Origin of the sequence: Micromonospora sp. NPDC048063 (assembly GCF_043202855.1) — a bacterium.
Lineage (GTDB): Bacteria > Actinomycetota > Actinomycetes > Mycobacteriales > Micromonosporaceae > Micromonospora.
This window is the reverse complement of the sequence record NZ_JBIDBG010000001.1, coordinates 528,731-554,448: the sequence shown is the minus strand read 5'-3', so window position 1 is coordinate 554,448 and position 25,718 is coordinate 528,731. Positions and strand designations below refer to the sequence as shown.

18 protein-coding genes are annotated in these 25,718 nt (G+C 71.9%); 12 read left to right on the top strand and 6 right to left on the bottom strand.

Going from position 1 to position 25,718, the window contains the following annotated elements; all coding sequences use genetic code 11:
- Window positions 1-59 precede the first annotated feature (59 nt).
- Together ACGFZ2_RS02525 and ACGFZ2_RS02520 are read right to left on the bottom strand one after the other, a co-directional pair.
- Window positions 60-1,733 (bottom strand): ABC transporter substrate-binding protein, encoded by a 1,674-nt coding sequence (locus ACGFZ2_RS02525; protein WP_393449315.1) that lies wholly within the window; start codon window positions 1,731-1,733, stop codon window positions 60-62.
- Entirely contained in the window at window positions 1,730-2,761 is a 1,032-nt protein-coding gene (locus ACGFZ2_RS02520; protein ID WP_393265962.1) for a LacI family DNA-binding transcriptional regulator, read from the bottom strand. Before ACGFZ2_RS02520 ends, ACGFZ2_RS02525 begins: the two co-directional genes overlap by 4 nt.
- 117 nt (window positions 2,762-2,878) lie before the next feature.
- Here ACGFZ2_RS02520 and ACGFZ2_RS02515 point away from each other — a divergent pair, with 117 nt between their 5' ends.
- The 5 genes from ACGFZ2_RS02515 to ACGFZ2_RS02495 all read left to right on the top strand — a co-directional run bounded on the left by ACGFZ2_RS02515 (window position 2,879) and on the right by ACGFZ2_RS02495 (window position 8,727).
- Complete coding sequence (locus tag ACGFZ2_RS02515) at window positions 2,879-5,278, top strand: beta-galactosidase (protein ID WP_393265959.1); 2,400 nt, start codon at window positions 2,879-2,881, stop codon at window positions 5,276-5,278.
- Window positions 5,279-5,450: 172 nt separating this feature from the next.
- Window positions 5,451-6,383: a hypothetical protein gene (locus tag ACGFZ2_RS02510; RefSeq protein ID WP_393265956.1), complete on the top strand. Its 933-nt coding sequence runs from the start codon at window positions 5,451-5,453 to the stop codon at window positions 6,381-6,383.
- Window positions 6,380-6,823, top strand: a complete 444-nt coding sequence (locus ACGFZ2_RS02505; protein ID WP_393265954.1) for an ABA4-like family protein — start codon at window positions 6,380-6,382, stop codon at window positions 6,821-6,823. The genes ACGFZ2_RS02510 and ACGFZ2_RS02505 overlap by 4 nt, the downstream gene beginning before the upstream one ends.
- Window positions 6,824-6,832: 9 nt before the next feature.
- The gene (locus ACGFZ2_RS02500; RefSeq protein ID WP_393449312.1) at window positions 6,833-8,104 is read left to right on the top strand and encodes a sensor histidine kinase; all 1,272 of its coding nucleotides are present in this window, start codon (window positions 6,833-6,835) and stop codon (window positions 8,102-8,104) included.
- A complete protein-coding gene (locus tag ACGFZ2_RS02495) occupies window positions 8,101-8,727 on the top strand; it encodes a response regulator (protein ID WP_393265949.1) in 627 nt (208 codons plus the stop codon). The genes ACGFZ2_RS02500 and ACGFZ2_RS02495 overlap by 4 nt, the downstream gene beginning before the upstream one ends.
- Before the next feature lie 118 nt (window positions 8,728-8,845).
- On the opposite strand, the gene ACGFZ2_RS02490 is transcribed toward ACGFZ2_RS02495, so the two are convergent.
- The gene (locus ACGFZ2_RS02490; RefSeq protein WP_393449309.1) at window positions 8,846-9,829 is read right to left on the bottom strand and encodes an NAD(P)-dependent alcohol dehydrogenase; all 984 of its coding nucleotides are present in this window, start codon (window positions 9,827-9,829) and stop codon (window positions 8,846-8,848) included.
- Window positions 9,830-9,942: 113 nt separating this feature from the next.
- Here ACGFZ2_RS02490 and ACGFZ2_RS02485 point away from each other — a divergent pair, with 113 nt between their 5' ends.
- The 3 genes from ACGFZ2_RS02485 to ACGFZ2_RS02475 all read left to right on the top strand — a co-directional run bounded on the left by ACGFZ2_RS02485 (window position 9,943) and on the right by ACGFZ2_RS02475 (window position 14,592).
- Entirely contained in the window at window positions 9,943-10,659 is a 717-nt protein-coding gene (locus ACGFZ2_RS02485) for a TetR/AcrR family transcriptional regulator (protein ID WP_393449306.1), read from the top strand.
- A 185-nt stretch (window positions 10,660-10,844) separates the two neighbouring features.
- Window positions 10,845-12,170 carry an alkaline phosphatase PhoX gene (locus ACGFZ2_RS02480; RefSeq protein ID WP_393449303.1) on the top strand — a complete coding sequence of 442 codons (1,326 nt, stop codon included), beginning with the start codon at window positions 10,845-10,847 and terminating at the stop codon, window positions 12,168-12,170.
- 160 nt (window positions 12,171-12,330) lie between these two features.
- Entirely contained in the window at window positions 12,331-14,592 is a 2,262-nt protein-coding gene (locus ACGFZ2_RS02475; RefSeq protein WP_393449300.1) for a hypothetical protein, read from the top strand.
- A 35-nt stretch (window positions 14,593-14,627) separates the two neighbouring features.
- Here the strand turns inward: ACGFZ2_RS02475 and ACGFZ2_RS02470 are convergent, their stop codons facing one another.
- Both ACGFZ2_RS02470 and ACGFZ2_RS02465 read right to left on the bottom strand, forming a co-directional pair.
- Window positions 14,628-15,107, bottom strand: coding sequence for a cupin domain-containing protein (locus tag ACGFZ2_RS02470; protein ID WP_393449297.1), 480 nt, complete (start codon window positions 15,105-15,107; stop codon window positions 14,628-14,630).
- A gap of 33 nt (window positions 15,108-15,140) precedes the next feature.
- On the bottom strand, window positions 15,141-15,731 hold the full coding sequence (locus ACGFZ2_RS02465; protein WP_393265933.1) for a dihydrofolate reductase family protein: 591 nt from the start codon (window positions 15,729-15,731) through the stop codon (window positions 15,141-15,143).
- A gap of 169 nt (window positions 15,732-15,900) precedes the next feature.
- On the opposite strand from ACGFZ2_RS02465, the gene ACGFZ2_RS02460 reads away from it, so the two are divergent.
- The 4 genes from ACGFZ2_RS02460 to ACGFZ2_RS02445 all read left to right on the top strand — a co-directional run bounded on the left by ACGFZ2_RS02460 (window position 15,901) and on the right by ACGFZ2_RS02445 (window position 23,819).
- Window positions 15,901-18,708 (top strand): ATP-binding protein, encoded by a 2,808-nt coding sequence (locus tag ACGFZ2_RS02460; RefSeq protein ID WP_393449294.1) that lies wholly within the window; start codon window positions 15,901-15,903, stop codon window positions 18,706-18,708.
- A gap of 296 nt (window positions 18,709-19,004) precedes the next feature.
- Window positions 19,005-19,376, top strand: coding sequence for an ArsR/SmtB family transcription factor (locus ACGFZ2_RS02455; RefSeq protein ID WP_393265928.1), 372 nt, complete (start codon window positions 19,005-19,007; stop codon window positions 19,374-19,376).
- A 200-nt stretch (window positions 19,377-19,576) separates the two neighbouring features.
- A complete protein-coding gene (locus tag ACGFZ2_RS02450; protein WP_393265925.1) occupies window positions 19,577-19,735 on the top strand; it encodes a hypothetical protein in 159 nt (52 codons plus the stop codon).
- Window positions 19,736-20,819: 1,084 nt separating this feature from the next.
- Window positions 20,820-23,819, top strand: coding sequence for a family 16 glycoside hydrolase (locus ACGFZ2_RS02445; RefSeq protein WP_393449291.1), 3,000 nt, complete (start codon window positions 20,820-20,822; stop codon window positions 23,817-23,819).
- Window positions 23,820-23,992: 173 nt separating this feature from the next.
- Here ACGFZ2_RS02445 and ACGFZ2_RS02440 read toward each other — a convergent pair whose 3' ends face one another.
- Complete coding sequence (locus tag ACGFZ2_RS02440) at window positions 23,993-25,555, bottom strand: alkaline phosphatase D family protein (RefSeq protein WP_393265920.1); 1,563 nt, start codon at window positions 25,553-25,555, stop codon at window positions 23,993-23,995.
- Window positions 25,556-25,718 lie beyond the last annotated feature (163 nt).

The following is a 25,718-nucleotide window of genomic DNA, read 5'->3' as shown; positions in this document are numbered from 1 at the left end:
GGAGCCATCCCTTCTCGGGGACGGGCCGGCCGGCGCGCGGGGCGCCGGCCGGCCATCGGCTACTTGGCGTCGGTCCCGGCGGGCTGCAGGTTGGTGATGATCAGCAGGTTGTCACTGGGCGCGGCGTACGGGTTCTGTTCGTTGGGCCAGCCGGTCGCCTTCGCGGTGCGGTACTGGAACCACTTGGCGCCGTACCAGAGCGGGATCATCGGCACCTGCTCGGTCATCACCTTGGTCAGGTCGGCGACCGCGGCCTTCTGCGCCGCCTCGTCGGTGGCGGTGCGCAGCCTGTCGATGAGTTCGTCGGTGCGCGGGTCGTTCCAGCGGACGAAGTTGCTGACCGCCTTCTTGCCCACCGGCGCGGACTGGTCGCTGGCCAGCGGCTCCTGGAAGTTGCGGAACATGTTGCAGCTGCCGCCGTGCACGCCGAGCAGCATGTCGTAGTTGCCGATCGCGCGGTCGTTCTCGTACGCCTCGGGGGTGGGGGTCTCGGCCCGGACGGCGAAGCCGAGCGCGGTCAGGTTCGCCACGATGATCCGCTGCGCCTGCACCCAGTCGGTCCAGGAGCCGGGCACCCGGAAGCTGAAGGAGATCGGCTTGCCGTCCTTGCCGACGCGCTTGCCGTCGCCGTTGCGGGGATAGCCGGCGGCGGTCAGGTCGGCGTCGGCCTTGGCCGCGTCGTAGCCGACCACGCCCTGGTTAGGGATGTCCTTGGGCAGCCAGTCGGCCTGGCCGGGCATCACGAGACCGGTCTGGCTCGCCGGCTTGACGTAGCCGAGCTGCGCCTTGTCGACGATCTCCTGCCGGTTGAACGCGGGCACCAGGGCCTTGCGGAAGGCGGTGTCGTTGAACGGCGCCCTGGTGAGGTTCATGTACACGCTGATCGAGCTGCCGGAGGGGTACCAGTACTTGTTGTGCTCCGGGTCCCGGTCGACGTACGCCTTCCTGACGTCCGGCACGAACATGGCGTTGGTGTCGTACTCGCCTCGGCTGAGCTTGAGTTGGTCGATCTGCCCGCCCCCGTCGGCCTTGTGGAACCGCAGCTCGTCGACCTTGACCTTGTCGGCCTGCCAGTAGTCGGCGTTGCGGCCGAGCGTCAACTGCTGCGGGTTGAACGCCTTGACGGTGAACGGTCCGGTGCCGACCGGCCGCTCGGCGTTGGTGAAGGTCACCGGGTCGCCGACGGTGGACCAGACGTGCTTCGGCACGACCTTGATCTCGCTGAACAGCGTGAACGCCGCCGCGCCGGGCTGGGTGAACCGCATGGTGACGGTGTGCGGGTCGGTCGCCTCGACCGCGCTGAGGTACCGCCAGATGCCCTTGACGTCCAGCGCCTTGTGCGCCCTGAGCATGTCGTAGGTGAAGGTGACGTCGTCGGCGGAGAACGGTTTGCCGTCGTTCCACTTCACCCCGTCGCGCAGCTTCCAGACGAGCGTCTGCGGGTCGGTCCACTTCCATTCGGTGGCGAGCCAGGGCTTGGCCTGGCACCCGTAGTTGTCGTAGGTGATCAGCTGCTCGAAGACGTACTCGGTGGCGCCGAGCCGGCTGGCCTCCAGGTAGGGGTTGTAGTTGGCCTGCGGGTTGCTGCCGCCGCCGAAGTCACCGTAGTCGAGGAACGCGACCCGCCCGTCGGTGCCGGGGCCGGACTTCTGCTCGGTGCCGGTGCAGCCGCTGGCCGCGAGGGCGACGGCGGCTGCGATCGCGGCGATCCGGGCGAGCTTCGATCTCTTCATTGACCGATACCTCCAAGGGGGGCGCCCGTCGGGCAGCCGCAGCTGCGGCGCACGACGAGCTCGGTGGGGAGGACGATGCTGTCGGGAGCCGCCGCGCCAGGGGCCTCGACGGCGTTCAGGATCAGCCGGGCAGCCTCCGCGGCCAGGTCCCGCACCGGCTGCCGGACGGTGGTGAGCGGGGGCGAGACGAGCGCGGCCATGGGTGCGTCGTCGAACCCGGTGATCACGAGGTCCTCGGGCACCCGCAGGCCCCGGCCGAGGGCGCCGACGAGGACGCCGAGAGCGATCTCGTCGTTGGCGCAGACGACCGCCTGCGGCGCGGCCCCGTCACGCAGCAGCTGCTCGGCGGCGAGGACGCCGTCGGGCTGCTGCATGGCGACCCGGACCGGCTCGGCGGGCGGGGTGAGCGCCAGCTCCCGGTGGGCGGCGAGGAAACCGGCCCACCGCTCGCTGATGTCGGGCGACCCGTCCGGGTTGCCGACGAAGGCCAGGTCGCGCAGGCCGTGGTCGAGGAGCAGGTGCCGGGTCAGCCGGGTCATGGCGGGCGCGTTGTCGACGCTGACCGAGGGAACCGTCCCCGTCCCCCGGCCGGCCAGCACGACGACCTGGACCATCTCGGCGAGCCGGAGCAGGACCGGTTCGGAGATGGTGCCACCGATGACCGCGATTCCGTCGACCCGGCGGGCCATCTCCAGCACCTGCGCGTCGGAGTCCTCACGCATGTGCGTGCAGAGGATGTGCACGCTGGCCCGGGCCGGCACCGCCTCCGACTCGAAGCCCTGGATCAGCTCGGTGAAGTAGGGGCCGGACAGACCGGGGAAGACCAGGCCGAGCGCGCCGTGCCGGCCGGCGGCCAACGCTCGCCCGAGGTGGTCCGGTCGGTATCCGTGCTCCTCGATGGCTTCGAGGACGCGCCGGCGCATCTCCTCCGACACCTGGCCGGTGCCGTTCCAGACCCGGGACACCGTGGCGACGGAGACGCCGGCCAACCGGGCGATCTCCCGAACCGTGACCCGACTGTTGCCCATGGCCCCCTCGATCCGTAACGTGCGGTTAACAGAAACCGGTTTCAGGCACCATAAGCAGGTGCGAGCCAGATCACAAGTGGACGCCTGGGAAGTCCGGCGAGAGGAAGAGGGAAACTCATGTCGCGAGTTCTTCTCCACGACCGCAGGATCGTCGTCGACGGTCGACCCCGACTGCTGCTCGCCGGGGAGGTGCACTACTTCCGGCTGCCCCGGGCCCAGTGGACAGACCGGCTCGACCGGCTCCGCGAGTGCGGCGGCGACACCGTGGCGACCTACGTGCCGTGGCTCTGGCACGAACTACCGGACGGCACAGTGGACCTCACCGGCCGCACCCACGAACAGCGCGACCTCGGCGGCTTCCTGGACCTGGCCAACGCGCGGGGCCTGCGGGCGATCGTCCGGCCCGGCCCGTTCATCATGGCCGAGGTCAAGAACGAGGGCATCCCCTACCGGCTGTACGACGAGCACCCGCACCTGCTGCCGACCACCTGGGACGGCGCGCCGATCGACACCCGCACCATCGACTACCTGGCGCCGGAGTTCCTCGCCGCCGCCGACGGCTGGTACGCCGAGGTGATGCCGGTGATCGCCGAGCGGCTCGCCGACCGGGGCGGGCCGGTGGTCGCGGTCCAGTTGGACAACGAGATCGGGATGCTTTCCTGGGTGACGAACTCCCCCGACCTGACCGACGGGGTCTGCGAGGACCTGCGCCGGTGGGCGGTCGACCGATACGGCAAGGACGGCGCCGCCGAGCGGACCGGCGTCGACCCGGGCGACCCGATTGCCTGGTCGGCGGCGTTGCGGACGCCGGCCGAGCCGTGGTCCCTGGCGGTGCACGACGCCCTGGGTCGCTACATGCGCGACCGCTACCGGCGCTACGTCGCGGCGCTGCGCGCCTCCGCCGAGCGGCACGGAGTGACCGGGGTGCCCTTCCTGGTCAACGTCCACGGCACCGGCGGCGGGCGCGGGCGCACCTTCCCGATCGGAATCAGCCAGCTCTTCGAGGCCTACCGGGGCCAGCCGCAGCTCACCTCCGGCTCCGACTACTACCTGGGCGACCTGACCGTCACCAACGTCGCCGACCTGTACGTCGGCAACGCCTTCCTGGCCGCCGTGCACGACGCCGACCAGCCACTGACCTCGCTGGAGTTCGAGGCCGGCAACGGCGACTACGGGCAGGACCTGTCCACCCTCTACCCGCCGGAGGCGGTCGAGCTGAAGGCCCGGCTCTGCGTGGCCCAGGGCAACCGGCTGCTCAACCTCTACCTCTTCGCCGGCGGCTACAACCCGCCGCTGGCCCAGCCGGTGGGCGACGGAAACGACCGGATCGCGTTCACCGGAGAGCGGCACGGGTTCGCCGCGCCGGTCGACCCCGAGGGGCGACTCAACCCGACCTTCGACGCGGCCCGGCGCGCGCTGCACGCCATCGGCGGGATCGCCGACCTGCTGGCCGACTCCGACGAGGAGCACGACGGGCTGGCGCTCGGCTTCGTGCCCGACCACTACCTGACCGAGTACCACCACCCGGCCTCGGCGTCCCGCGCCGAGCAGGTCGCCGACCTGGAACGGTTCCGCGGCATGGGCCCGCGCGACGTGCTGGCCCGGGCGTTGCTGCTCGCCGGCTTCTCGTTCCCCGCCGTCGACCTCCAGTCGGCCGACCCGGCGACCACTCCGCCGGTGATCGCCCTGGCCAGCGCCGCCACCCTCGGCCGAGACGTCCAGCAGCGGCTGGTCGCGCACCTGCGCCGCGGCGGCCGGCTGCTGCTGCACGGGGTGCTGCCGGACCGGGACCACGACGGCACCCCGTGCACCCTGCTGGCCGACGCGCTCGGGCTCACCGTCACCGGACGGTCCGACGGCGGACCGCACTACTTCCCCTCGGTCGTCGGGGTCGGCTGGACGGCCGAGGTCCGGGTCGGCTACGCCCAACGGCTCGCCGGCGCGACCGCCGAGCCGCTGCTGACCGAGGTGGGCTCCGGCGAGCCGTGCGCGGTGGAGGTCAGCGTCGGCGCCGGCCGGGCCCTGGTGGTCACCGCCGACGTCCCCTGCGACCTGGGCTTCTGGCGTACCGCCCTGGACCGGCTCGGGGTGCGTCCCCGACTCGCCCCCGACCCGGACGGCCCCGGGCTGGTGCTCACCTCGACCGTGGACCGCGCCGGGCAGCGGCTGTTGCACCTGGTCAACGTGGCCCCGTCGGCGGTGACCGTCGCGCTGGGCTGGCACGGTGAGCCGGTGCTGGCCGGCCGACGGCTGCGGGTGCCCGCGCGGACCGGGCTGGTCCTGCCGTACGGAATCAGGGTCGGCGCCGCGACGCTGGTGGAAACGACCTGCGACCTGGTCGCCCAGCACGGCGACGAGGTGCTGCTGCGCCCGACGCAGGGCGACGACGAGGTGGTGCTGACCACCGACCGGCCGGTCCACGCGAGCCGGGGCATCGTGACGGCGGCGGACGGGCGGGTGGTCGTCCGGCTGCCCGGCGGACCCGACGGCGAGCCGGTCCGCATCGGCGTGGGCTGACGGCGGCGTTCGACGGCAGCCACCACGACGTCACCGAACGGGCTGCCGGGATGGGCCGGAGGCTCGGGAGGCGCGTCTCCTCCCCAGGGAGGAGACGCGCTCCGACCGTCGGCCGCAACCCGGGCTTGAGGTCGGGCGAAGTCAGCCAGGCCCCGCACCAGCATCTGCAGGTATGACAACCACACTTCGTCGGGCCACACGATGGAACCGCCCACTGATGATCTTCGTCTGGGCGATGGCCGTCCTCGCCGTCGTCTCCGCGGTCGGCATCGTCGCCGATCCGCGGGTCCTCACCGGCGTGCCGATCTGGCTCAAGCCGTTCAAGTTCTCGGTGTCCTTCGTGCTCTACGGCACCACCCTGGCCTGGATGCTCTCCCTGCTGCCGCGCCGCAGCCGGATCGCGGAGTGGGCGGCCACCGTCGTCGTCGCCATGGGCGTGGTGGAGATGGCGATCATCGTCGGGCAGGTGCTGCGCGGCACAACCAGCCACTTCAACGAGACCAGTCCGCTGAACGCCACCCTGTGGCAGCTGATGGGTGTGACGATCATGGTGCTGTTCGCCGCCCACGTCGTCATCGGGATCGTGCTGCTCCGGCAGCCGATCTCGAACCGGGCCGGCAAAACCGCGATCGGGTGGGCACTCGGCCTTACGCTGCTCGGCATGCTGGTGGCGATACCGATGGCGCTGCCCGACCAGGCCCAGAGCATCGAGGGGGTCGCCGGGGCGCACAGCGTGGCCGTGCCGGACGGCGGGCCGGGGCTGCCGCTGGTCGGGTGGAGCACCACCGGTGGGGACCTGCGGATCGGGCACTTCGTGGGGCTGCACGCCTTGCAGGCGCTGCCGATCCTGGCCATGCTGCTGGCCCGGTTCGCCGACACGCGACTCGACGAGCGCACCCGGGCGCGGCTGCTGGTCGTCGCCGGCGGCGCGTACGGCGCGCTCACGCTCCTGCTCACCTGGCAGGCGCTGCGCGGGCAGCCGCTGCTGCGGCCGGACGCGCTCACCCTGACCGCCGCGGCGGCCCTGGTGGTGGCCACCGCCGTGGCCAGCGCCGGCGTGGTGGCGGCCCGTCGGCGCCGACCGGAGCTGGTGCTGGCCGCATGACCGGGACGCTGTTCACCCTGACGTTCGCGGTGGCCGCGCCGTTCTGGGCGCTGATGATCCTGCTGCCGCACTGGTCCGTGACCGGCCGGGTCGTCAGGTCGCCGCTGATCGTGGCGCCGGTCCTGGCGATCTACGCGATCCTGGTGATCCCGGCGCTCGCCGAGGTGCTGCCGGCCGTCGCGTCCCCGACCCTGACCGGCATACGCGACCTGCTGGGCACCGACGACGGCGCGGCGGCGGCCTGGGCGCACATGATCGCATTCGACCTGTTCGTCGGCCGGTGGGCGTGGCTCGACAGCCGGGAACGCGGCGTCCCGTCACTGGTCATGGCGCCGGTGCTGGTGCTGACGATCCTGCTCGGGCCGCTCGGCCTGGCCGCCTACCTGGGCATCCGGACCAGGTGGACGAGCAATGTTCCCGCCCCGAGCCGCAGCGCCTAGGCTGACGCCGTGAGGTGGGTGGGGCGGCTGTTCGACGCGCGCGACACGCTCGTGCGGATGCTACTACTCGACCTGAGCGGCGTCGGCTACCTGCTCCTCGGCAACCCGGCCAGCGGAAACACGCCCGCCATGCAGTGGGTCCTGGCCGTGGCCGCGTTCGCCGTCGCGCCGGTGCTGCACCGCCGGCCCCTGGTGAACCTGGTGGTGCAGACGGCGCTGCTGGCGGTGGCGATCGGCCTGATCGACGACGTTGTGATCAACCAGGTGGGCGCCAGCTGGGCGTTGCTCGAGCTGACCATGCGGGCGCGCCGACCGCGGACCATCTGGCTGGCCGCCGGGCTGCTGACCGTGGTCGACCTGACCGACTCGATCGGCGACCCGTTCCTGCGGGTCCTCTCCGGCGTCTTCGGGCTGCTGGTGGAGGTCGGCGTGCCGCTGCTGCTCGGCCTGGTCATCCGGACCACCCGGGAGCTCGCCCGGCAGGCGCAGGAACGGGCGGCGGCGGAGCAGCGCCGGCGCGAGTCGGAGAGCCGCGCCGCGCGCGCCGACGAACGCAGCGCCATCGCCCGGGAACTGCACGACGTGGTCGCGCACCACGTGGCGTCGATGGTGCTGCGGGTCGGCGTCGCGCGGCACGTGCTGACCGATCTGGACCCACGGGTGCACGAGGTGTTCGACGACGTGCACGGCACGGGGAGCGCGGCCCTGGCCGACCTGCGCCGGCTGGTCGCGGTCCTGCGCGACCCCGAGGGCGTACGCGGCGATGCGGCCCTGACCGCGATCGAGCCGTCGGCGCTTCCGGCCGCCCTCGGCACGGCCGTCGACCGGGCCCGCCAGGCCGGCGTCACCGTGGAGGCCGACATCGACCCGGCGATCGGTTCGCTCGACGCGGTTCGGGGTCTGGCGGTGTTGCGCCTGACCCAGGAGGCGCTGACCAACGTGGCCAAGCACGCCGGCACGTCCGCGCTGGCCCGGCTGTCGGTCGGCGTGGTCGACGGGGCCGTCCACTGGGAGGTGTCGGACGACGGTGGCGGGTGGGTGCCGGCGCCGGTGCCCTCCATCGGTGGCCACGGCATCACCGGCATGCGCGAACGCGTCGAGGTCCTCGGCGGCCAACTGGAGGCCGGGCCGGCGGGCGCGGGTTGGCGGGTGCGTACCATCCTCCCGGGCGCGGCCACCGCGCCGGCGCCCGCTCTCCACTCCCCTGCCGCCACGCCGGCCTCGTCGGTGCCGCACGAACGCGAGGCCCCGGCGGGGCCGCGCACCGCGGAGCCGGCATGATCCGCGTCCTGCTGGTCGACGACCAGCACCTCATCCGCGCGGGCCTGCGCATGCTCTGCGACGCCCAGACCGACATCGAGGTCGTCGGCGAGGCCGACAACGGCCGCGACGCGATCCTCCTCGCCGCGCGGCTCATACCCGACGTCGTCGTCATGGACCTGCGCATGCCCGGCGTCGACGGGATCACCGCGACCAGCCGCATCCTCGCCGACCGCCCCGCCACCCGCGTCGTGGTACTGACCACGTTCGGCGACGACGACCACCTCTACCCGGCCCTGACCGCTGGCGCCTGCGGATTCCTGCTCAAGGACGCACCCCCGGCCGACCTGCTGGACGGCGTCCGCCGGGCCGCCGCCGGGGACAGCCCGTTCAGCCAGGAGGTGCTGCGGCGCCTCGTGCAACGCGCGGTGCACGCCCGCGCCGAGACGCCTCGGCCGGTCGACGGGCTGACCACCCGGGAGCAGGACGTGCTGAACCTGGTCGCCGAAGGTTTCTCCAACACGGAGATCGCCGAACGGCTCCACATCGGCGTCACCACGGTCAAGACCCACATCACCAGCCTGATGACCAAGACCGGCAGCCCCAACCGGGTACGCCTGGCCCTGTTCGCCCGCGACGCCTGAGTCAGGGCCGGCACGCCTGACCGGCATGCGACGCCTGCGGCCCGAGGGCCCACTACGGCGTGGACGACCTCACTCCCTGGTAAGGGTCACAACCTGAAGCGACTCACCAGCCATCGAGTCAGATGGTGATGACCACTTTCGCCCGCGCGTGTTCACCTTCGAGGTACCGGATGGCTCGGGGCACCTCGTGGAGCGGATAGGTCCGGTCGATGACCGGGGTGAGGCGGCCGGTCTCGGCGTGGGCGCGGAGCGTGTCGAGGTGCTGCCGGCTGGGTGCCGTGGTGAGGGTGACGATGCGGTGTCGAACGAAGGGTGCCAGCAGCCGCCCGCGCGCGAGGAGCCAGACCGGTCCGACGAGACTGCCGCCGCGGTACACGCCGCCGCCGGAGAGCACCAGCGTCCCGGTCGGGGTCAGCGCCCGCCGGAGCGCGGTGAGTGAGCGGTTGCCGACCAGGTCGAACACGACGTCGTGGCGGCGAGCGTCGCGGGTGAAGTCCTCGCGGATGTAGTCGACGACGTGGTCGGCACCGAGGGAGCGGACCAGGTCGGCATTGCGGGTGCTGCACACCCCGGTCACGGTCGCGCCGAGCGCCTTGGCCAGTTGGACGGCCAGGGTGCCGACGCCGCCGGAGGCGCCGTTGATGAGAACGCGGTGGCCGGGCTCGACCTGCCCGACGTCGCACAGTCCCATGAGCGCGGTGATACCGGCCAGCGGCAGGGCGGCTGCCTGCTGCGGCGTCAGGTTCGCCGGCTTCGACGCGACCAGGGTCTCGGGCACGCACACGTACTCGGCGAACGCGCCGTTGGCGTCGCCGAGGTCACCGAAGACGGCGTCACCCGGGCGCACCTGTCGAACGTGGGTGCCAACGGCCTCGACCCGGCCGGCGAAGTCGCGGCCACGGATGCGCGCCCGCGGCCCCGGTCGGCCCATGGCCAACCGCGCCATCCGTGGATCGCCACGCATGACATGCCAGTCGTACGCGTTGAGCGCGGCAGCCTCGACCCGCACGAGCACCTCGTCGGCGGCCGGCACCGGCGCGTCGACGTCCGCGAGCGTGAGCGTCTCCGGCGGGCCGTATCGGTCTTGGACGATCGCCTTCATCTTCCCTCCCCTCCCGGTGTACGGCGTACACCCCATGGAGGCAGCGTAGGTGTACGCCGTACACCCGTCAAGGCGGTTATGGTTTCAACCGTCGCCGGAAGACGAGGACCGAGATGGCTGAGCAGGCTGACACGCTGCGCCGGACGCCGCTGAGCAGGGACCGGGTCCTGCGCGCCGCCGTCGCGCTCGCCGACGGGGCCGGGATCGAGTCCCTCAGCATGCGCAACCTCGCACAGGATCTGGGCGTCGTGCCGATGGCCCTCTACAAGCACGTGGCCAACAAGGACGAACTGCTCGACGGCATGATCGACGTGGTCGTCGGCGAAATCGATCCGCCGGTGCCCGACACCGACTGGAAGCGCGTGCTCCGCGGGCGCATCCTCTCGGCGCGGCAGGTGCTGCGGCGCCACCCCTGGGCGCCGCTCGCGATCGAGTCGCGGAACATGGCGACGCCGGCCATCCTCGCCTACCTCGACTCCGTGGTCGGGACGTTGCGGGCCGGCGGTTTCTCCGCCGACCTCGCCCACCACGTGATGCACGCGATGGGCAGCCGGATCCTGGGCTTCAGCCAGGAACTGTTCGACGCCTCCCGGCGCGCCGGCCGGTCCGGCATCACCGACCCGGACCCGCCGGCGGCCCTACCACCGGAGGTCGCGGCCCGATTCCCGCACCTGGCCGAGATCGCCGGGGCGGCATCCCACGACGACGCGTCGGTCGTGGGGCAGGGCTGCGACGACCAGTTCGAGTTCGAGTTCGCGCTGGACCTGCTGCTGGACGGCATCGAACGGCTGCACCAGCAGGGCTGGACGTCGTCGCGCCGACCCCGGTGAGACGGTCAGCGGTTCTGGCTCGGCTGGCAGGGCCAGCAATTCACGCATGGTTCTCGACTTGTTGGGCGTGGGCGTGACCCGCCATCGATAGCGTGCTCGCGACTTGACCTGAGAGGGAGAGAACATCCATGACAGAGCACATCGATCCGGGTCTGGCCCGTCGCGGCCTTCTCAAGCGTAGCCTCGTGACCGCAGCCGCACTCGCCGCGCTCGGTCCCCTGGAGGCTCTCGGTGCGCGCACCGCCGGCGCGGCACCGATGAGCAAGCGCCCGTCCAGCCCCGACTACGGTCCGCTCTACCCGACCAGGGACCACACCACGGGGCTGGAGTTGCTGGCCCTGCCCAAGGGCTTCGAGTACATCAGCTACGGCTGGACCGGCGACCTGATGTCGGACGGCGTGGCAACCCCGGGTTCGCACGACGGGATGGCCGCGTTCCGCCGCCCGGACGGCAAGATCGCGCTGGTCCGCAACCACGAGCGGGGCAGCTACACCGGTGCGTTCACCACACCGGCGTACAACCCGGCGGCTGGTGGCGGCACCTCCAACCTGGTGTTCGACCCGGACCAGGGCAAGTTCCTCGAGTCCTGGGGCAGCCTGTCCGGCACGATCCGCAACTGCGCCGGCGGGCCGACACCCTGGGGCACCTGGCTGACCTGCGAGGAGACCACCGAGATCGCCCCGGACGGCACTCGCCACGGGTACGTCTTCGAGGTCCCCTACGACCGCAAGGGTGACCCCCGTCCCATCAAGGCGATGGGGCGGTTCAGCCACGAGGCGGTCGCGGTCGACCCGAGGACCGGGATCGTGTACCTGACCGAGGACGCCACCCCGTCCGGGTTCTACCGCTACCTGCCCAACAAGGCGGGCGAACTGTCCGCCGGCGGCGAACTGCAGATGCTCGTCGTGCGGACCCCGGACGGATCGTCCTACTCGACCTACGCCGACGGCACCGGCGTGGAGTACCGGACCTCCTGGGTCACGGTGCCCGACCCCGACTACGCCCCGGGCGAGACCCGCCCCGCGGTGCAGGGCGCCGCACTCGGCGCCGCCGTGTTCAAGCGGCTCGAGGGCGCCTGGTACGGCAACGACCGGGTCTACATCGTGTCCACCAGTGGCGGGCCGAAGGGCCAGGGCCAGGTCTTCGAGTACGACCCGCAGGCCGAGACGATGCGAGTGCTCTTCGCGTCGCCGGATGCCAGCGTGTTGAACAACCCCGACAACATCTGCGTCAGCCCGCGCGGTGGCATCGTGCTCTGCGAGGACGGCAGCGAGGGCGAATACCTGCACGGCCTGACCACCGACGGCGAGATCTTCCCGTTCGCGCTGAACCAGGTCGTGATCCCGGCTGGCGGGATCCCCGGCAAGTCGGTCGCCCCCGGCGACTACGCCGGTTCCGAGTGGGCCGGGTCGACCTTCGATCCGAAGAACGGCAACTGGATGTTCGTCAACGCGCAGAGCCCCGGTATCACGTTCGCCATCACGGGCCCCTGGCGCAACGGTTCGCTCTGATGCGCTGATCGCGCCGGAAGGGCGGGTAGCCGCACGGGGGTTGTCCGGGAACATCCGGACAACCCCCGCACGGATCTCCCAAGCCCGGAATCGCGGCCACCACCTTCCGGTGATCGATGTTCGGCAGCGGGCGGCGTCACTTTTTGTGACCCTGAACGGCGTGGGCACAGCACCCGGACACGAGACCGTTGAGCTGCGCGTGCACGGGGTGTCCGGCGCGTCGGCGGAGCAGATTCTCGACCACCCGATCGTGGTGCGCGTCGCCGGGGATCGGCACGCGGGGTTCTACCGGCCCCGGCCGGGAGCCGGCGCGGCCGGCGGCGCCACCGCCGGGGTCGCCGTCGAGGCGTACCGCTGGGGCACGCTGACGGCCGGCGCCGCGGTGCGCACGGCGTCCATGCTGCTGCTGTTGCCGTTCATGCTGTGCAACCTCGCGATCTGGCTGCGCCCGACGCCAACCGACCGGTTCGGTCTGCTCGGCGCGCTGTGCCGCCTGCTCGCCGGCACCCTCACCGCCGCCTTCACGCTCTCGATCATCGGCGTCACGCTGAACCTCGTCGGCTGGCAGTGCGTGCCGTACGTCGAGTGCCGGACCGGCCGGCCCTATCTGTCCTGGCTCGCCACGCTGCCGATGGGCCCGCGCCTGGCCGTGCTGTCGCTCATCCCACTGCTCGCACTCCGCCTGGTCTGGGCGATCGGCGCGCGCTCCGCCCGGGCGTTCGAGGGCTTCGGCCCGGCCTCGGCCGAGCCACCGGCCTCGGAGATGACCGAGAGCCTCACCACCCGCGGGTTCTGGGACGACGAGCGCGTCACCGCCTGGCTTCGCCAGATCCACGTCGGGATCAGCGCCGGCACGCTCGACGCCAGCCTGCTCGCCTCCCTGCCAGACGGCGGGCGGAATCGGCTGGGTCTGCTGCTGTTTGCCGCCGCCGCGGCCCTGGTGGCGTTCTGCGCGGTGCTGCTCTGCCTGCCCGTGCCGACCAGCCCCGCGCAGGCCCGTCGCCTCCTGCGCCCGCTGTGGGCAGCCATCGCCGGGGTGACCGTCCTGAGCCTCGGCTACGCCGCCCTCACCCGCACGGCCCAGCCCGTGATCAGGCAGTTGCCGGGCTACGAGGGCAGCACCGGCGGCCTGGTCGCGGCACAGGGCATCCTGCTCGTGGCGATCGCCGTCGTCACGTTCGCACGCCAGTGGACGCAGCCGACCGGGACCCGCCCGTTCCTGCGCGGACTCGGCACGCCCGTCGTGGCGGCATTGTCGGTCAGCGTCGCCGCAGCCTTCACCGCCACCCTGGTCTTCCGGGTCGCCGACTACCTCGACCGCGGTCACATGCCCAATCCGGTCCGGCCGAACCCACCCGTCCTCGGCCCCCTGGAGCCGCCCGTCGCGTACTGGTGGGCCGCCCTCGCCGGACTCACCGCGCTGCTGATCATCACCGGAATCACCACAGCTACGCTCCTGCTCAGTCGCCGCCGGCGGCGGGCCCTGGCCGAGCGCGTCGTCGCACAGGACTACCCGCAGGTGCCCCTCGACGCGGCGCCCCGGCTACGCCTCGTGCGGGAGACCGTCGCCAAGTCGCACGTGACCGAGGAACTGGCCCCGATACTGGTCACGTTCTTCCTGATCTCCTCGCTGGGCCTGGCCACCATCGCGCTGGACCTGATCGGGATCGGTCCCACCCAGCTTGCGGCAAAGCTCAGCGGCCAACGCGACGGAACCGGCCTGCTCGTCGCCCACGTCACCGACGTGGCGATCTGGGTCATCAGCCTGCTCGTGATCAGCCTCATGATCCTCGGCTTCCGCTCGTACCGGTCGGCCGAGACCCGACGCCTCGTGGCGGTCCTGTGGGACCTGGGCACCTTCTGGCCCCGCACCGTCCACCCCTTCGCGCCCCCCTGCTACGCCGCCCGGGCAGTACCCGAACTGACCAAGCGGGTCGCCGCGCTCGCCGCGCACGGCCCCGTGGTCATCTCCGGACACAGCCACGGCTCGGTCCTGGCCGCAGCCACCGTCCTGCAACTGCCGCCGACCGCCCTGCCCAGGGTCTCCCTGCTGACCCACGGCTCCCCACTGCGCCGCATCTACGCCCGCCTCTACCCGGCCTACCTCGGTCAGCAGGCGCTGTGCGACCTGGGCGAGCGACTCGACTGGCGGTGGCGCAACCTCTGGCGGGACACCGACCCGATCGGTGGACCCATCTTCGACCGCGGGGGCACAGCGCCACCATGCGACACCCCGGCAGCCGAATCGGTGGACCTGCGGCTCCGCGACCCCCACGCCGTGACCATCGACCCGGCCGACACCGTGCCACCGCCCGTCGAGCGCCACTGGCCGTACCACACGCAACCGCAATACCAGGCGGCCGTACGTGACCTCACCGATCGATCGGCCAGCAGCAGTCCCTCGCTACCAACATCCCCGTGAACGGAGTTTCGGGTGCATCGTGGCACTCTCTCCTCTCAGATCCAGTAGGTGTCGTGGCGCAGGAAGAACTCGGTCCGTTCCTCCTCACTCAGCGCCGCCAGCCCGGGCAGCCCCTCGAAGTAGCCCTCCCGGGGGGCGCCCGGCGCGAAGTGCAGCAACATCGACGCGGGCAAGCCGGACTCGTTGCGGAACGCGTGCACCCCGCCCTCCGGCACGTGGACGAAATCGCCCGGCTCGGTGTCGATCCAGCGGCTGCCGTCGTAGATCCGTACCGAGCCGGCGAGGATGTAGAACGACTCGGAGATGGAGCGGTGGAAGTGCGGGGCCGGGCCGCTCGGTGTCGGGCCCATGTCCCAGCGGTAGAGGCCGAACTGACCGTTCGTCGTGGCGCCGGTAGCCAGGTAGTGCGCCGAGCCGCCGTTGGCGTAGCGCAACTCTGGTGCGGCGTCGGCCGTGCGGTACGTCGCGCTGACCTCACCCGTGGCGCCGAGGTACCGCGGTGGGGGGTACGTCATGTGCTCTCCTTCAACCGGTGGTTCCGGACGGCGCTACCGCTTCTCCGCCGGCTGGTAGCGCAAGATGACGACGCCCGAGCTGAGCTCGGTCTGTCCGACGAGTCTCAGGTTCGCCGCACCGCCGTCGCGGAACAGCAGGTCCCCGTTCTCCACCCGCCCGTCGCCCACGAAGACCGGGTGCAGCCAGAACCGCAGTTCGTCGAGCAGGTCGTTGTCGAGCAGGGTGCGGGCGAGCCGGCCGCACCCGTACATCAGGATGTCCTTGCCGGGCTGCCGCTTGAGCTCCGCGACCTCCTTGGCGACGTCGCCGGCGATGATGGTGGAGTTGTGCCAGTCGAGGCGTTGCAGGGTCGTCGAGACGACATACTTCGGCAGGCTGTTCATCCGATCGGCGAAGCCGGCCTCGTCGCGCGGCATGCTCGGCCAGGCCTGGGCGAACCCCTCGTACGTGGCACGCCCCAGCAGCAGGGCGTCGCTGCCGAACAGCTGCTCCAGGGCGTACCGCTGCCCCTCCTCGGTCATGTACGAAAGCATCCACAGGTGCGGGTTCGCGATGACCCCGTCGAGGGAGAGGTACGTCGAGGCGATCACCTTCCTCATGGGCGCGGCGCTCGTGTCAGTCATTGTTCCGGTCCTTCCGCTCGTTCCGGCCGGGCCTCTCGGCACCGGCTCGCTGTTTCCGGGGACCAGCGTGCGCCCGGCCCGGGCCGCCGGACATCCGTGGCGGCCACGGATTCGGGTACCGAAAGCCGGCACGGACGCCCCCGTGCCCGGGTGTGCGGGACAATGGCGCGTGTCCTCGACCGCCATCGACCGACCGTCCAAGCGCGAGGCGGAGGTCCTCGCCCTGCTGAGGCTCCGCCTGTCGAACGCCGAGATCGCCGAGAGGCTGTTCATCTCGGTGCGCACGGTGGAGAGCCACGTGTCGTCGTTGCTGCGCAAGTACGGCGTCGCCGACCGGTTCGGCCTCGCGGCACTCGCCGAGCCGCCGCCGGGCGGCGCCACGCCGACCGGCCCGCTGGCCGGGCTACCCGACCCGCGTACGGCGTTCGTCGGGCGCGGTCCCGAGCGGGACGCGATCCTCGCCGCCCTCCAACACCACCGGCTGGTGACCCTGGTCGGCCCGGGCGGGGTCGGCAAGACCCGGCTGGCGTGCGTGGTGGCCGCGGCGGCGGCGTGGTCGTTCCCGCTCGGCACGGCGTTCGTCGATCTCGTACCGGTCCGGGACGACTTCGTGGCCCAGGCCGTGGCGACCGCGCTCGGGGTCACCGAACGGGCGCAGCAGCCACTGCTGGCCGCGATCGCGGACCGCCTCGGCCAAGGCCGCACCCTGCTCGTGCTGGACAACTGCGAGCACCTGCTCGACCCGGTGGCCGGCTTCGTCGAGCGGATCCTCTCGGCCTGCCCGGACACGACCGTCCTGGCCACCAGTCGGGAGCGGCTCGCCGTACCCGGCGAACAGGTCGTCCCGGTGGCCCCGCTGCCGCCGGCGACCGACGCGGTGGCCCTGTTCCACGACCGGGCCCGGGCGGTCGACCCGGACTTCAGCGCGGACCCGGCGCTCGTCGCCGAACTCTGCGCCCGGCTCGACGGGATGCCGCTGGCGATCGAGTTGGCCGCCGCTCGCAGCGCGTCGCTGGGCGCGGCGGGCCTGCTGGCCGCCCTGGACGACGTGCTGCGCCTGCTGGCCGGCGGGCGCGGGGCCGACGGGCGGCACCGCTCGCTGCGCGCGGTGATCGGCTGGAGCCACGACCTGCTGGACGACGAGGAACGTGCCCTGTTCCGGCGCCTGGCGGTGTTCGTCGGGAGCTTCGACCTGGCCGCTACGGCGGCGGTCAGCCAGACCGCCGAGCACAGTGCGGTCGCCGACCTGCTCGGCCGGCTGGTGGAAAAGAGCCTCGTCGTCCACCAGCGGGGGGCGGTGAGCAGGTGGCGGCTGCTGGAGATCGTCCGGGCTTTCGCCGCCGAGCGGCTCGCCGGGGCCGGCGAGGAGCCGGCGCTGCGCGAGCGGCACCTGCGTTGGGCCGCGGCGACGGCGGCGGGCCTGGAGCGGCGGCTGACCGACCGGCCGCGTGGGCACCCACGAACGGGGGACCGGCCGGAGGCCCGGTCGGCGGGCCGGCCGGTCGGCGACTGGCGGGACGACTTCCACGCCGTCGCCGACGACCTCCGGGCCGCCCTGGCGAACTGCCCGCCGGGGCCGAGCCCGCTCGCCCACCAACTGGCCCGCGCACTCGGCCGCCTCGCGTACGCGCACCGGTTTCTGCTGGAAGCCGCCCGCCATTTCGAGCGCGCGGCCGCCCACGCTCCCTCTCCGGACGCCGCCGCGCGGGACCTGCGCAGCGCGGCCGACTGCGTCGTGATCGTCACCAACTCCAGCCCACGGGCCTTCCGACAGTTGCTGGCCGCGGCCGAACGGGCCGGCGCGGCCGGCGACGGCGACGCCCGGGCCGTCGCGCTGGCCCGGGCGGTGGAGTTGGCCAACCGGTTCAGCTCGGAGCCGGCCGCCGAGATACCCCAGCAGCGGCTACGCGACCTGCTCAACGAGGCGTCCGCCGACGGGGCACCGCACCGGCCGGCGGTGGCGGCCTGCCTCGCGCTGGCGACGGCATGGGCCGCTGGCGGGCAGTGGCGCGACCCGGATCCGGACCTCGCCGCGGCCGCGGTCGCGGCCGCCCGGGCCGTCGGCGACCCTGTGCTGGTCAGCGCCGGCCTGGAGGCGGTGAGCGCGGCCGCCACCAAGGCCCGACGGCTGCGCGAGGCGCATCGGGTGGCTGGTGAGCGGATCGCCCTGCTGCCCACGCTGCCGCGCGACGACCCGTACGCCGGTCCGGAGATCGTCGACGCGCTGCACATGGCGGCGACCTACGCGATCGCGGCCGGAGACCTGCGGGCCGCGCTGGCCGCGGCCCACCGCGTGCAGCAGGACGACCTGGTGAGCAACCACCCGTACGCCTCGGCGAGCAAGCTGATCCCGGCTCTCGCCCTCACCGGGCAGTTCGCGGCGGCGGTGCGACATGCCGGCGCGATGTGGGCCGGTTGGGAACGGGCGGGCAGCCCGCCCGCGCCCTGGCTGTCGCCGGTCATCCTGGCGGCCGCGCTCGCGCACGGTCTGCTCGGCGACGGCGAGAGCTTCAGCCGGTGGCGGGGCCGCGCGCTTCAGGTCACCGGCCTCGCCGACGCCGAGCACCTGCCCAGCCTGGTCCCGTTCCTCGCCTTCGTGGACGCGCGCGTCGCCGTGCACACCGGTCGGCTGGGCGAGGCGGCGGCGCTGACCGAGCGCGCCTTCGGCGACTACCCGCAGAGCAGGTACGAGCCGTACGCGCGGGCCGCCGCGGCCGAACTCGCCGTCGTCGCCGGACTGCCGGACGCGGCCGAACGCCTCGCCACGGCGGCAGCGGTGTGCGCGGAGAACGACTGGGCGGTGGCCTGCCTCACCCGTGCGGCGGGGCGGCTGCACCACGACGAGGACGTGCTGGCCGCCTCGGTCGAGGCCTGGGAGCGCAACGGCGCCCGGTTCGAACGCGCCTGCACCCTGCTGTTGCTGCCCGCCCGCGTGGCTGAGGGGCGTGCGGAACTGGCCGAGCTGACCCGCCGGTGAGCACGGCGCCGGCGCCGGCGATTCGCCGCCGACGAGATCGGCCAGGCGGTGGCGAGTCGAACAGGCCGATCAGCTCGGGCTGCTCCGCCCCGACGACGCGGACGCCGACGTCCGGGTCCGGCCGGATGGCCGCCCCGTCCAGGGGTTCGGCCAGCCCGGCAGCAGCGGCCCTTTCGCGCGGCTCCAGGACGGCACGCTCGCTGCCCCGCCCCCAGCTTCCCTCCCAACCGGTCTCGCGACCGCCATCGGGGTACTGATCGCGATTCCACCAGCCTATCGATGGTGTTGGTGGAACGATGGAAGGCGTGGGAACTGCGAAAACTGCCATGCCTGCTGTCTCGCCGCTTGCTGGTGAGCCGATCAAGCGTGCCGATGCCGAGCGGCTCGCGGGAGTGCTGAAGGCGTTCGCCGACCCGGCCCGACTGCGACTGCTCAGCCTGATCCAGTCCGCTCCGGAGGGCGAGGCGTCCGTCAGCGACCTCACCGCGCCGCTTGATCTCTCCCAGCCGACCGTGAGTCATCACCTTCGGATCCTCACCGAGGCCGGCCTGCTCGAGCGCGAGAAGCGCGGCGTCTGGGCGTACTACCGCCTGGTGCCGTCCGCGATCGCGGCGATAGCCGACCTGTTGACGCCGCCCCGCAAGCGGGCGACGAAGAAGGCCCGCTGACGGCACTGTCGAGGACCGTGCCGTCGTAGAACGCTGGCAGGACGATCCGGTGGGCATCACCCGCAGTGCCGTCGCAAGGCACCGGAGCATCCCGGCGGGCAGGGCACCGACTGAGGCCGTTTGCGCACGGCCGGCCCGGGAAGACGACGAGCGGAGTGGCGCGCGGAGCCGCCCGCGCCACGCACCACGGGGAGGCCGACATGGGTGACCGGGAACGGCTGCACGAACTCCGTCAGCAGGCGCACAACGCGGGCATCGAGGGTAACTCCAAGATGACCGAGGAGCAGCTGCGCGAGGCACTGCGGAAAGTCGGCAGGGGCGAACAGCCCCAGATGGCCAAACACCAGGCCAAGCGGTGACAGACGCGAGCGGTGCCGGCACCCGCTGAAAGGCGGGCCGGCACCGCTCGCGGTTCTCGACTGATCGTTTTCCGGATTCCCTACCGCCCCACCGAAGACTCCCGACACACACCTCACCGGCCACCCTCGGGCATGGTGCGGGCACGAGGGGGTACCGCCCCCGCGCGGTCAGTACGGGCGTCCGAACAGACGTGACCCGCCCGGCGGGGCCATGACCCAGCACCCGCCCCCGACGGCGCCCATCCGTCGCGGCAGGAACGTGAAGACGACGCCCGGCTCAACACCCGGCCCGCCCTGCGTGCCGCCCGCGGCACCGGCGTGGTCGCCGCCGCCGTCCGTGGCTCCCGTCCGGCCGGCGCCGTGGCGATCTTCGGCACCTCCGCCGACGCGGTCGGCGCGTTCTTCCTCAGCCGAACGCGACGAGGATCAGCCCGAACTCTCCGGTACGGTCCCGCCATGGACCTTCGATCTCGGCGGGCTGCCACCACGCGAGTGGTAGGCACTACCGCACTGCTGTCGGGCCTGCTGATCTCCGTGCTCACGATCTCCAGCGACTCAGGAATGGCCGAGCCGCACTTCCTCGCCGGGCTCCTTGTCCTCACAGGCATCGGACTGCGCATAGAGGCCGCGATCATGGCTCCCGGGGCGTAGCCGGAGCCCCGTTAGCCGCGAGCGGCCGGTGCCCGCCGGAGGCCGCCAGCGGGCCGAGCGCGGGCAGCTGGCGCCGCGCTTGTGCGGTGCCTTGATCCCGAAAAGACCGTTTCGGCGGCGGTGGGTGTGGACCTCCTGTCGGCGTCCGGGACGCCGGGAAAGTTCCGTTGCACGAGTGGGGCCGCGCTCCTGCGCGCGGCCCTGCGGCAACTCTGCGGCACCCAGATCATGACCACCCCGTTGAGCCGCAACCACGACCCGACGATCACGCCTGAGGCCGACTTTCACATCCTCCATTCAAAAGTTCCGATAAATCGATGGAAAGTGCTAACGTCACCCATCGATCTTCTGTCTCGCGGGAGCGCATCGACCGGCCCAGGGGAGAAAGTTGACCGCTCTTCCGGCAGGGGAGCCGCACCCACCAGGAGGAACCATGACCGCACCGAAACAACGGCGGCGTCGAGCCGCGCTCGCGGCCGCAGCTGCCGCGGTGGCGACCCTGCTCGCCGCGGCCCCCGTCACTCCGGCCACCGCCGCACCCGCCACCGCCGATCTCCCGCCGCAGGAACCCGGCGTCACCCTGCGCTCGTACGACATGGGTGTCCCGCTGTCGGCGCTGTGCACCCTGAAGCCCGCGCAGACGCCGAACGTCGACAAGCTCATGCCGCAGATCAACTGGACCGCTACGGACGAGTTCGGCCTGTCCGACCGGTTCATCAGCCACGTGATCGCCAACCTCGCCGTGCCCACCGACGGTGACTACACGTTCCGGCTCACCAGCGACGACGGGTCACGCCTGACGATCGGCGACCAGCTCGTCGTCGACCACGACGGCCTGCACGGCGAGACCTCCCAAGAGGGATCGATCAACTTGAGCGCCGGCCTGCACCCGTTGCTCGTCGAGTTCTTCGACAACGGCGGCGGGCAGGTGTTGCGGCTCGAGTGGCGGCGCCCCGGCGCCGACGGCTTCGAACTCGTGCCGACCTCCGCGCTGAGCACCGACGCAGGCGTCGTACGCGTCACCGCCCCTGGCTGGAAGTACTGCGAGGGGGCAACCGACTCGGCCGGCGACGGCCTGCCCCTCGACCGGGTGCACCCGGGGTACACCCTCACCGACCTGCGCCCCGAGGGCTTCCAGCCGCAGGTCACCGGCATGGACTTCATGCCCGACGGGGACCTGGTCATCTCCACCTGGGGCGGCACCGACAACACGACCGGCGAGGTCTACGTGGTCGAGGGCGTCACCGGGAAGAGCGGCCCGGAGCAGGTGACCTACCGCAAGTTCGCGGCGGGACTGCGCGAACCCCAGGGGGTGGCGGTGGTCGACGGGACCGTCTACGTCAGCCAGAAGCACGAGCTGACGGCCCTGCGCGACACCGACGGCGACGGCGTCGCGGATGACCACCGGACGGTTGCGACCTGGCCGTGGGGCCGCAACTTCCACGAGTTCGCGTTCGGCCTGCTCCACCGGGACGGGTACTTCTATCTCAACCTGTCGGTTGCCATCAACTATGGCGGCGCCACCACCGTGCCCCAGCCCGCGCCGGACCGCGGCACCTCGATCAAGGTGAACGCCGCGACGGGCGAGATCACGTATGTCGCCGGGGGGCTGCGCACTCCGAACGGGATCGGTTGGGGTCCACGCGGGGAGGTCTTCGTCACAGACAACCAGGGGGGCTGGCTGCCGGCGTCCAAGCTGGTCGAAATCCAGCAGGGAGCGTTCTACAACCACTACACGACGCCCACGGGTCGGTTCGACGACAAGCCGGTGACGCGTCCCGTCGTCTGGCTTCCGCAGAACGAGATCGGAAACTCGCCCTCCACTCCCGTACTGCTGAAGCAGGGCCCGTACGCGGGGCAACTGGTCGTCGGCGACGTGACCTACGGCGGCCTGCAGCGAGTGTTCCTCGAGAAGGTCGAGGGGCAGTACCAGGGTGCGGTGTTCCGGCACACGCAGGGACTGGAGTCCGGCATCAACGAGGTCACCCTCGGCCCCGACGGCGCGCTCTACGTGGGAGGCCTGGGCGCCGGCGGCAACTGGGGTCAGGAGGGCAAGCTGACGTACGGCCTGCAGAAGCTCACGCCCAACGGCACCTCGGTCTTCGAGGTCAAGCAGATGCGCGCGTCGCATGTCGGGTTCGAGCTGGAGTACACCAAGCCGCTGTCGGCCGAGACCGCGCAGAAGCTCGCCGACGCGTACCAGGTGACGCAGTGGCGCTACGGCGCGACGAGCCAGTACGGCGGGCCCAAGCTCGAGCTGGAGACGCTCAGGGTGGCCAAGGCCGAGCTGTCGGCCGACGGTCGCACCGTCAAGCTGCGGATCCCGGGCCTGAAGGAGGACCGCGTGGTGCACGTGCGCTCCCCGCGTCCGTTCTCCTCCGCCGGCGGCGAGGAGCTGTGGAACACTGAGGCCTGGTACACGCTCAACGAGATCCCGGGACGCGTGGTGCAGCCACAGACCTTCTTCGAGGCCGAGGAGGGCCGCACGGTCGCTGTCGCCATGGCGACCGACCACGCCGCCTACTCCGGCGCCGGCTTCGCTGCCGGGTTCGCCCAGAACGGCTCGTCGACCAGCATCTCCGCGGACGTGCGGGAGAGCGGGACGTACGACCTGGCGATGCGCTACAGCAACGGCCCGAACCCCTACTCCGGCGAGAAGCAGCTGAGCCTGTACGTCAACGGTGAACGGGTGGAGCAGACGGTCTTTCCCTCCACGGTGACCTGGAAGGAGTGGGGCACCGTCACCACCACCGTGCGCCTGGACAAGGGGCGCAACCTGGTCGAGTACCGCAAGGAGGCCGCGGACTCCGGGCACGTGAACCTCGACGTGCTCGCCGTCCGGCCGCACGGCGAGCGCATCACGCTGTTCAACGGCGGCGAGCTCACCGAGTGGCAACACAGCGACGGGCGCGAACCCGGATGGACGGTTGCCGACGGCGCCATGACGGTGCGCAACGGGGACCTGCGCACCTTGCAGGCCTTCGGCGACTTCCGCCTGCACGTCGAGTTCAACCTGCCGCTGTACCCGCCGGACGTGACCGGCCAGGCGCGCGCCAACAGCGGCGTGTACCTACAGGACCGCTACGAGATCCAGGTGCTGGACTCGTTCGGCATCGACCCGCCGAAGAACAACGACGCCGCGGCCATCTACAACCAGAAGGCCCCCGACGTGAACGCGGCGCTGCCGCCCCAGACCTGGCAGACGTACGACATCGTCTACCGGCAGGCCCGCTACGACGCGGCCGGCAACAAGGTCCAGAACGCGCGCGTCACCGTCGTGTGGAACGGCGTCACGGTGCACGACGACGTCGAGATTCTCGGACCGACAGGTGGCAACCGGCCGGAGGGCCCGGCGACGGGCGCGATCCGGTTGCAGGACCACGGCAACCCCGTCCAATACCGCAACATCTGGATCGAGCCGCTCGACCTGTAGTTCCAGCGGCCAGAATGCGGACGGCCGGGACCGGTTCGCCGGCCCGGCCGCCCGCCTGGCGGCCGCAGCAGCCACCTCGACGGCGCGGGTCGCCGTTCGCGTTGAAGCCCAGCGGCAGGCCGGTCCGACGACCCCGAGCCGTCGGCCCGGCCCGCCACGCTCGGATCACACCGTCACGCGGACACGTGCGCCACCCCGGGCCGTCCGCTCTGCACGTAGACGCTCGCCCGCGTCGACACCGGCGCGCCCGGCGCGTTGACGAACGGCACCACCCGGTAGTCGGTGCGCATCTCGTCACGGCCCAGGTGGCACATCTGGTACCCACGCTGGGAGTTGTGGAACTTCATGTGCGGGTTCTCGGCCAGCCAGGTCACGCCGAGGCTGTCGTGGTCGGTCCCGTTGCCGCCCGAGCTGATCGACGTGCCGAGGAACTCGGTGCCGATCGTCCGCGACCCCGGGTCGGAGAAGTCCAGCTTGAGATCGGCGGCCACGCTGCGGTGGGCGTCACCGGTGACGACGAGGAAGTTCTCGACGTTCCGCTCCGCCACGCCGTCGAAGAGCCGCTGGCGTGCGGCGGCGTACCCGTCCCAGGTGTCCATGCCGTACCGCTCGTCCGGGCCTGCGGTGTGGTCGGCCTCCATGGCGAAGATCTGGTTGCCGAGCACGTTCCACCGTGCGGTGGACGCGGCGAGCCCGGCCAGCAGCCATGCCTCCTGCTCGGCGCCGAGCATCTGCCGCTTCGGGTCCCAGCGCAGCGACGCGTCGGTGAGCTGCCGGTCACGGAACCGCCGGGTGTCGAGCACGTCGAGCTGCAGCAGGTCGCCGAACCGCAGGCGCCGGTAGACCTGCATCTCCGGGCCCTGCGGCATCGACGACGCCCGCAGGGGAAGGTTCTCGTAGTACGCCTGGTACGCGGCGGCCCGGCGGAGCCGGAACACGGCTGGGTCCTGGTCCGGCTCGGTGTCCGGCTGGGAGTGGTCGCCGGCCCAGTTGTTCTCCACGTCGTGGTCGTCCGGCGCCACCACCCAGGGCGCGGCGGCGTGCGCGGCCTGCAACGACGGGTCGAGCTTGTACTGGGCGTACCGGATCCGGTAGTCGGTCAGGGAGAACGTCTCGACGGCCGGGTAGTGGGCGCGGCCGATCGAGCCGGCGCCGCCGCCCTCATAGATGTAGTCGCCGAGATGGACGACGAGGTCCATGTTCTCGCGGGCCATGTGCTCGAACGCGGTGAAGTAGCCATCGGTGTAGGCCTGGCAGCTCGCGAACGCGAAGCTCAGCGACTGGAGCGCGGTCCCGGGGCGCGGTGCGGTGCGGGTACGGCCCACCGGGCTGACCTGGTCGGCGATCCGGAACCGGTACCAGTACCCGCGGTCCGGCCGCAGGCCGTGCACCTCGGCGTGCACCGAGTACCCCCAGTCGGCCGTGGCGCGTTCGACGCCGCGACGCACCACCCGGTGGAAGTTCTCGTCCTCCGCCATCTCCCACCGCACCAGGACGGGGCGATCAGGCATCCCGCCGAGCCCGTCGAGGGCGAGCGGGTCCGGTGCCAGGCGGGTCCAGAGCACAACACCGTCGGACGTCGGGTCGCCGGACGCCACACCGAGCGTAAACACGTAGCCCGGCAGGGCGACCCGGCTGTCCGAGGCGGTGGACGTCGCGGAAGCCGGCTCGGCGGCGAGGACCGCCGCGCCCGCGGCGATACCGCCCAGAGCGAGAAAGCGACGTCGGGGCAGCATGAGTGGGGACTGTGACATGAGGCGTTGCCTTCCGGACAGGTCGGGCATCTGTTCCTCGACATCCCAACGGCCCGGCCTGACGCTCCCGGGAACGAGTGGTGAACGGAACGCATTCTGATGTGGGGATTTCTGGTCACGTCGCTCGCCAAGCGGTGACAGCCGA

Bases quoted from the DNA above. Each gene is read 5' to 3' on its own strand.
- ACGFZ2_RS02525 (WP_393449315.1), bottom strand. From the start codon at position 1,733: ATGAAGAGATCGAAGCTCGCCCGGATCGCCGCGATCGCAGCCGCCGTC.
- ACGFZ2_RS02520 (WP_393265962.1), bottom strand. From the start codon at position 2,761: ATGGGCAACAGTCGGGTCACGGTTCGGGAGATCGCCCGGTTGGCCGGC.
- ACGFZ2_RS02515 (WP_393265959.1), top strand. From the start codon at position 2,879: ATGTCGCGAGTTCTTCTCCACGACCGCAGGATCGTCGTCGACGGTCGA.
- ACGFZ2_RS02510 (WP_393265956.1), top strand. From the start codon at position 5,451: ATGACAACCACACTTCGTCGGGCCACACGATGGAACCGCCCACTGATG.
- ACGFZ2_RS02505 (WP_393265954.1), top strand. From the start codon at position 6,380: ATGACCGGGACGCTGTTCACCCTGACGTTCGCGGTGGCCGCGCCGTTC.
- ACGFZ2_RS02495 (WP_393265949.1), top strand. From the start codon at position 8,101: ATGATCCGCGTCCTGCTGGTCGACGACCAGCACCTCATCCGCGCGGGC.
- ACGFZ2_RS02490 (WP_393449309.1), bottom strand. From the start codon at position 9,829: ATGAAGGCGATCGTCCAAGACCGATACGGCCCGCCGGAGACGCTCACG.
- ACGFZ2_RS02485 (WP_393449306.1), top strand. From the start codon at position 9,943: ATGGCTGAGCAGGCTGACACGCTGCGCCGGACGCCGCTGAGCAGGGAC.
- ACGFZ2_RS02470 (WP_393449297.1), bottom strand. From the start codon at position 15,107: ATGACGTACCCCCCACCGCGGTACCTCGGCGCCACGGGTGAGGTCAGC.
- ACGFZ2_RS02465 (WP_393265933.1), bottom strand. From the start codon at position 15,731: ATGACTGACACGAGCGCCGCGCCCATGAGGAAGGTGATCGCCTCGACG.
- ACGFZ2_RS02455 (WP_393265928.1), top strand. From the start codon at position 19,005: ATGGAAGGCGTGGGAACTGCGAAAACTGCCATGCCTGCTGTCTCGCCG.
- ACGFZ2_RS02450 (WP_393265925.1), top strand. From the start codon at position 19,577: ATGGGTGACCGGGAACGGCTGCACGAACTCCGTCAGCAGGCGCACAAC.
- ACGFZ2_RS02445 (WP_393449291.1), top strand. From the start codon at position 20,820: ATGACCGCACCGAAACAACGGCGGCGTCGAGCCGCGCTCGCGGCCGCA.
- ACGFZ2_RS02440 (WP_393265920.1), bottom strand. From the start codon at position 25,555: ATGCTGCCCCGACGTCGCTTTCTCGCTCTGGGCGGTATCGCCGCGGGC.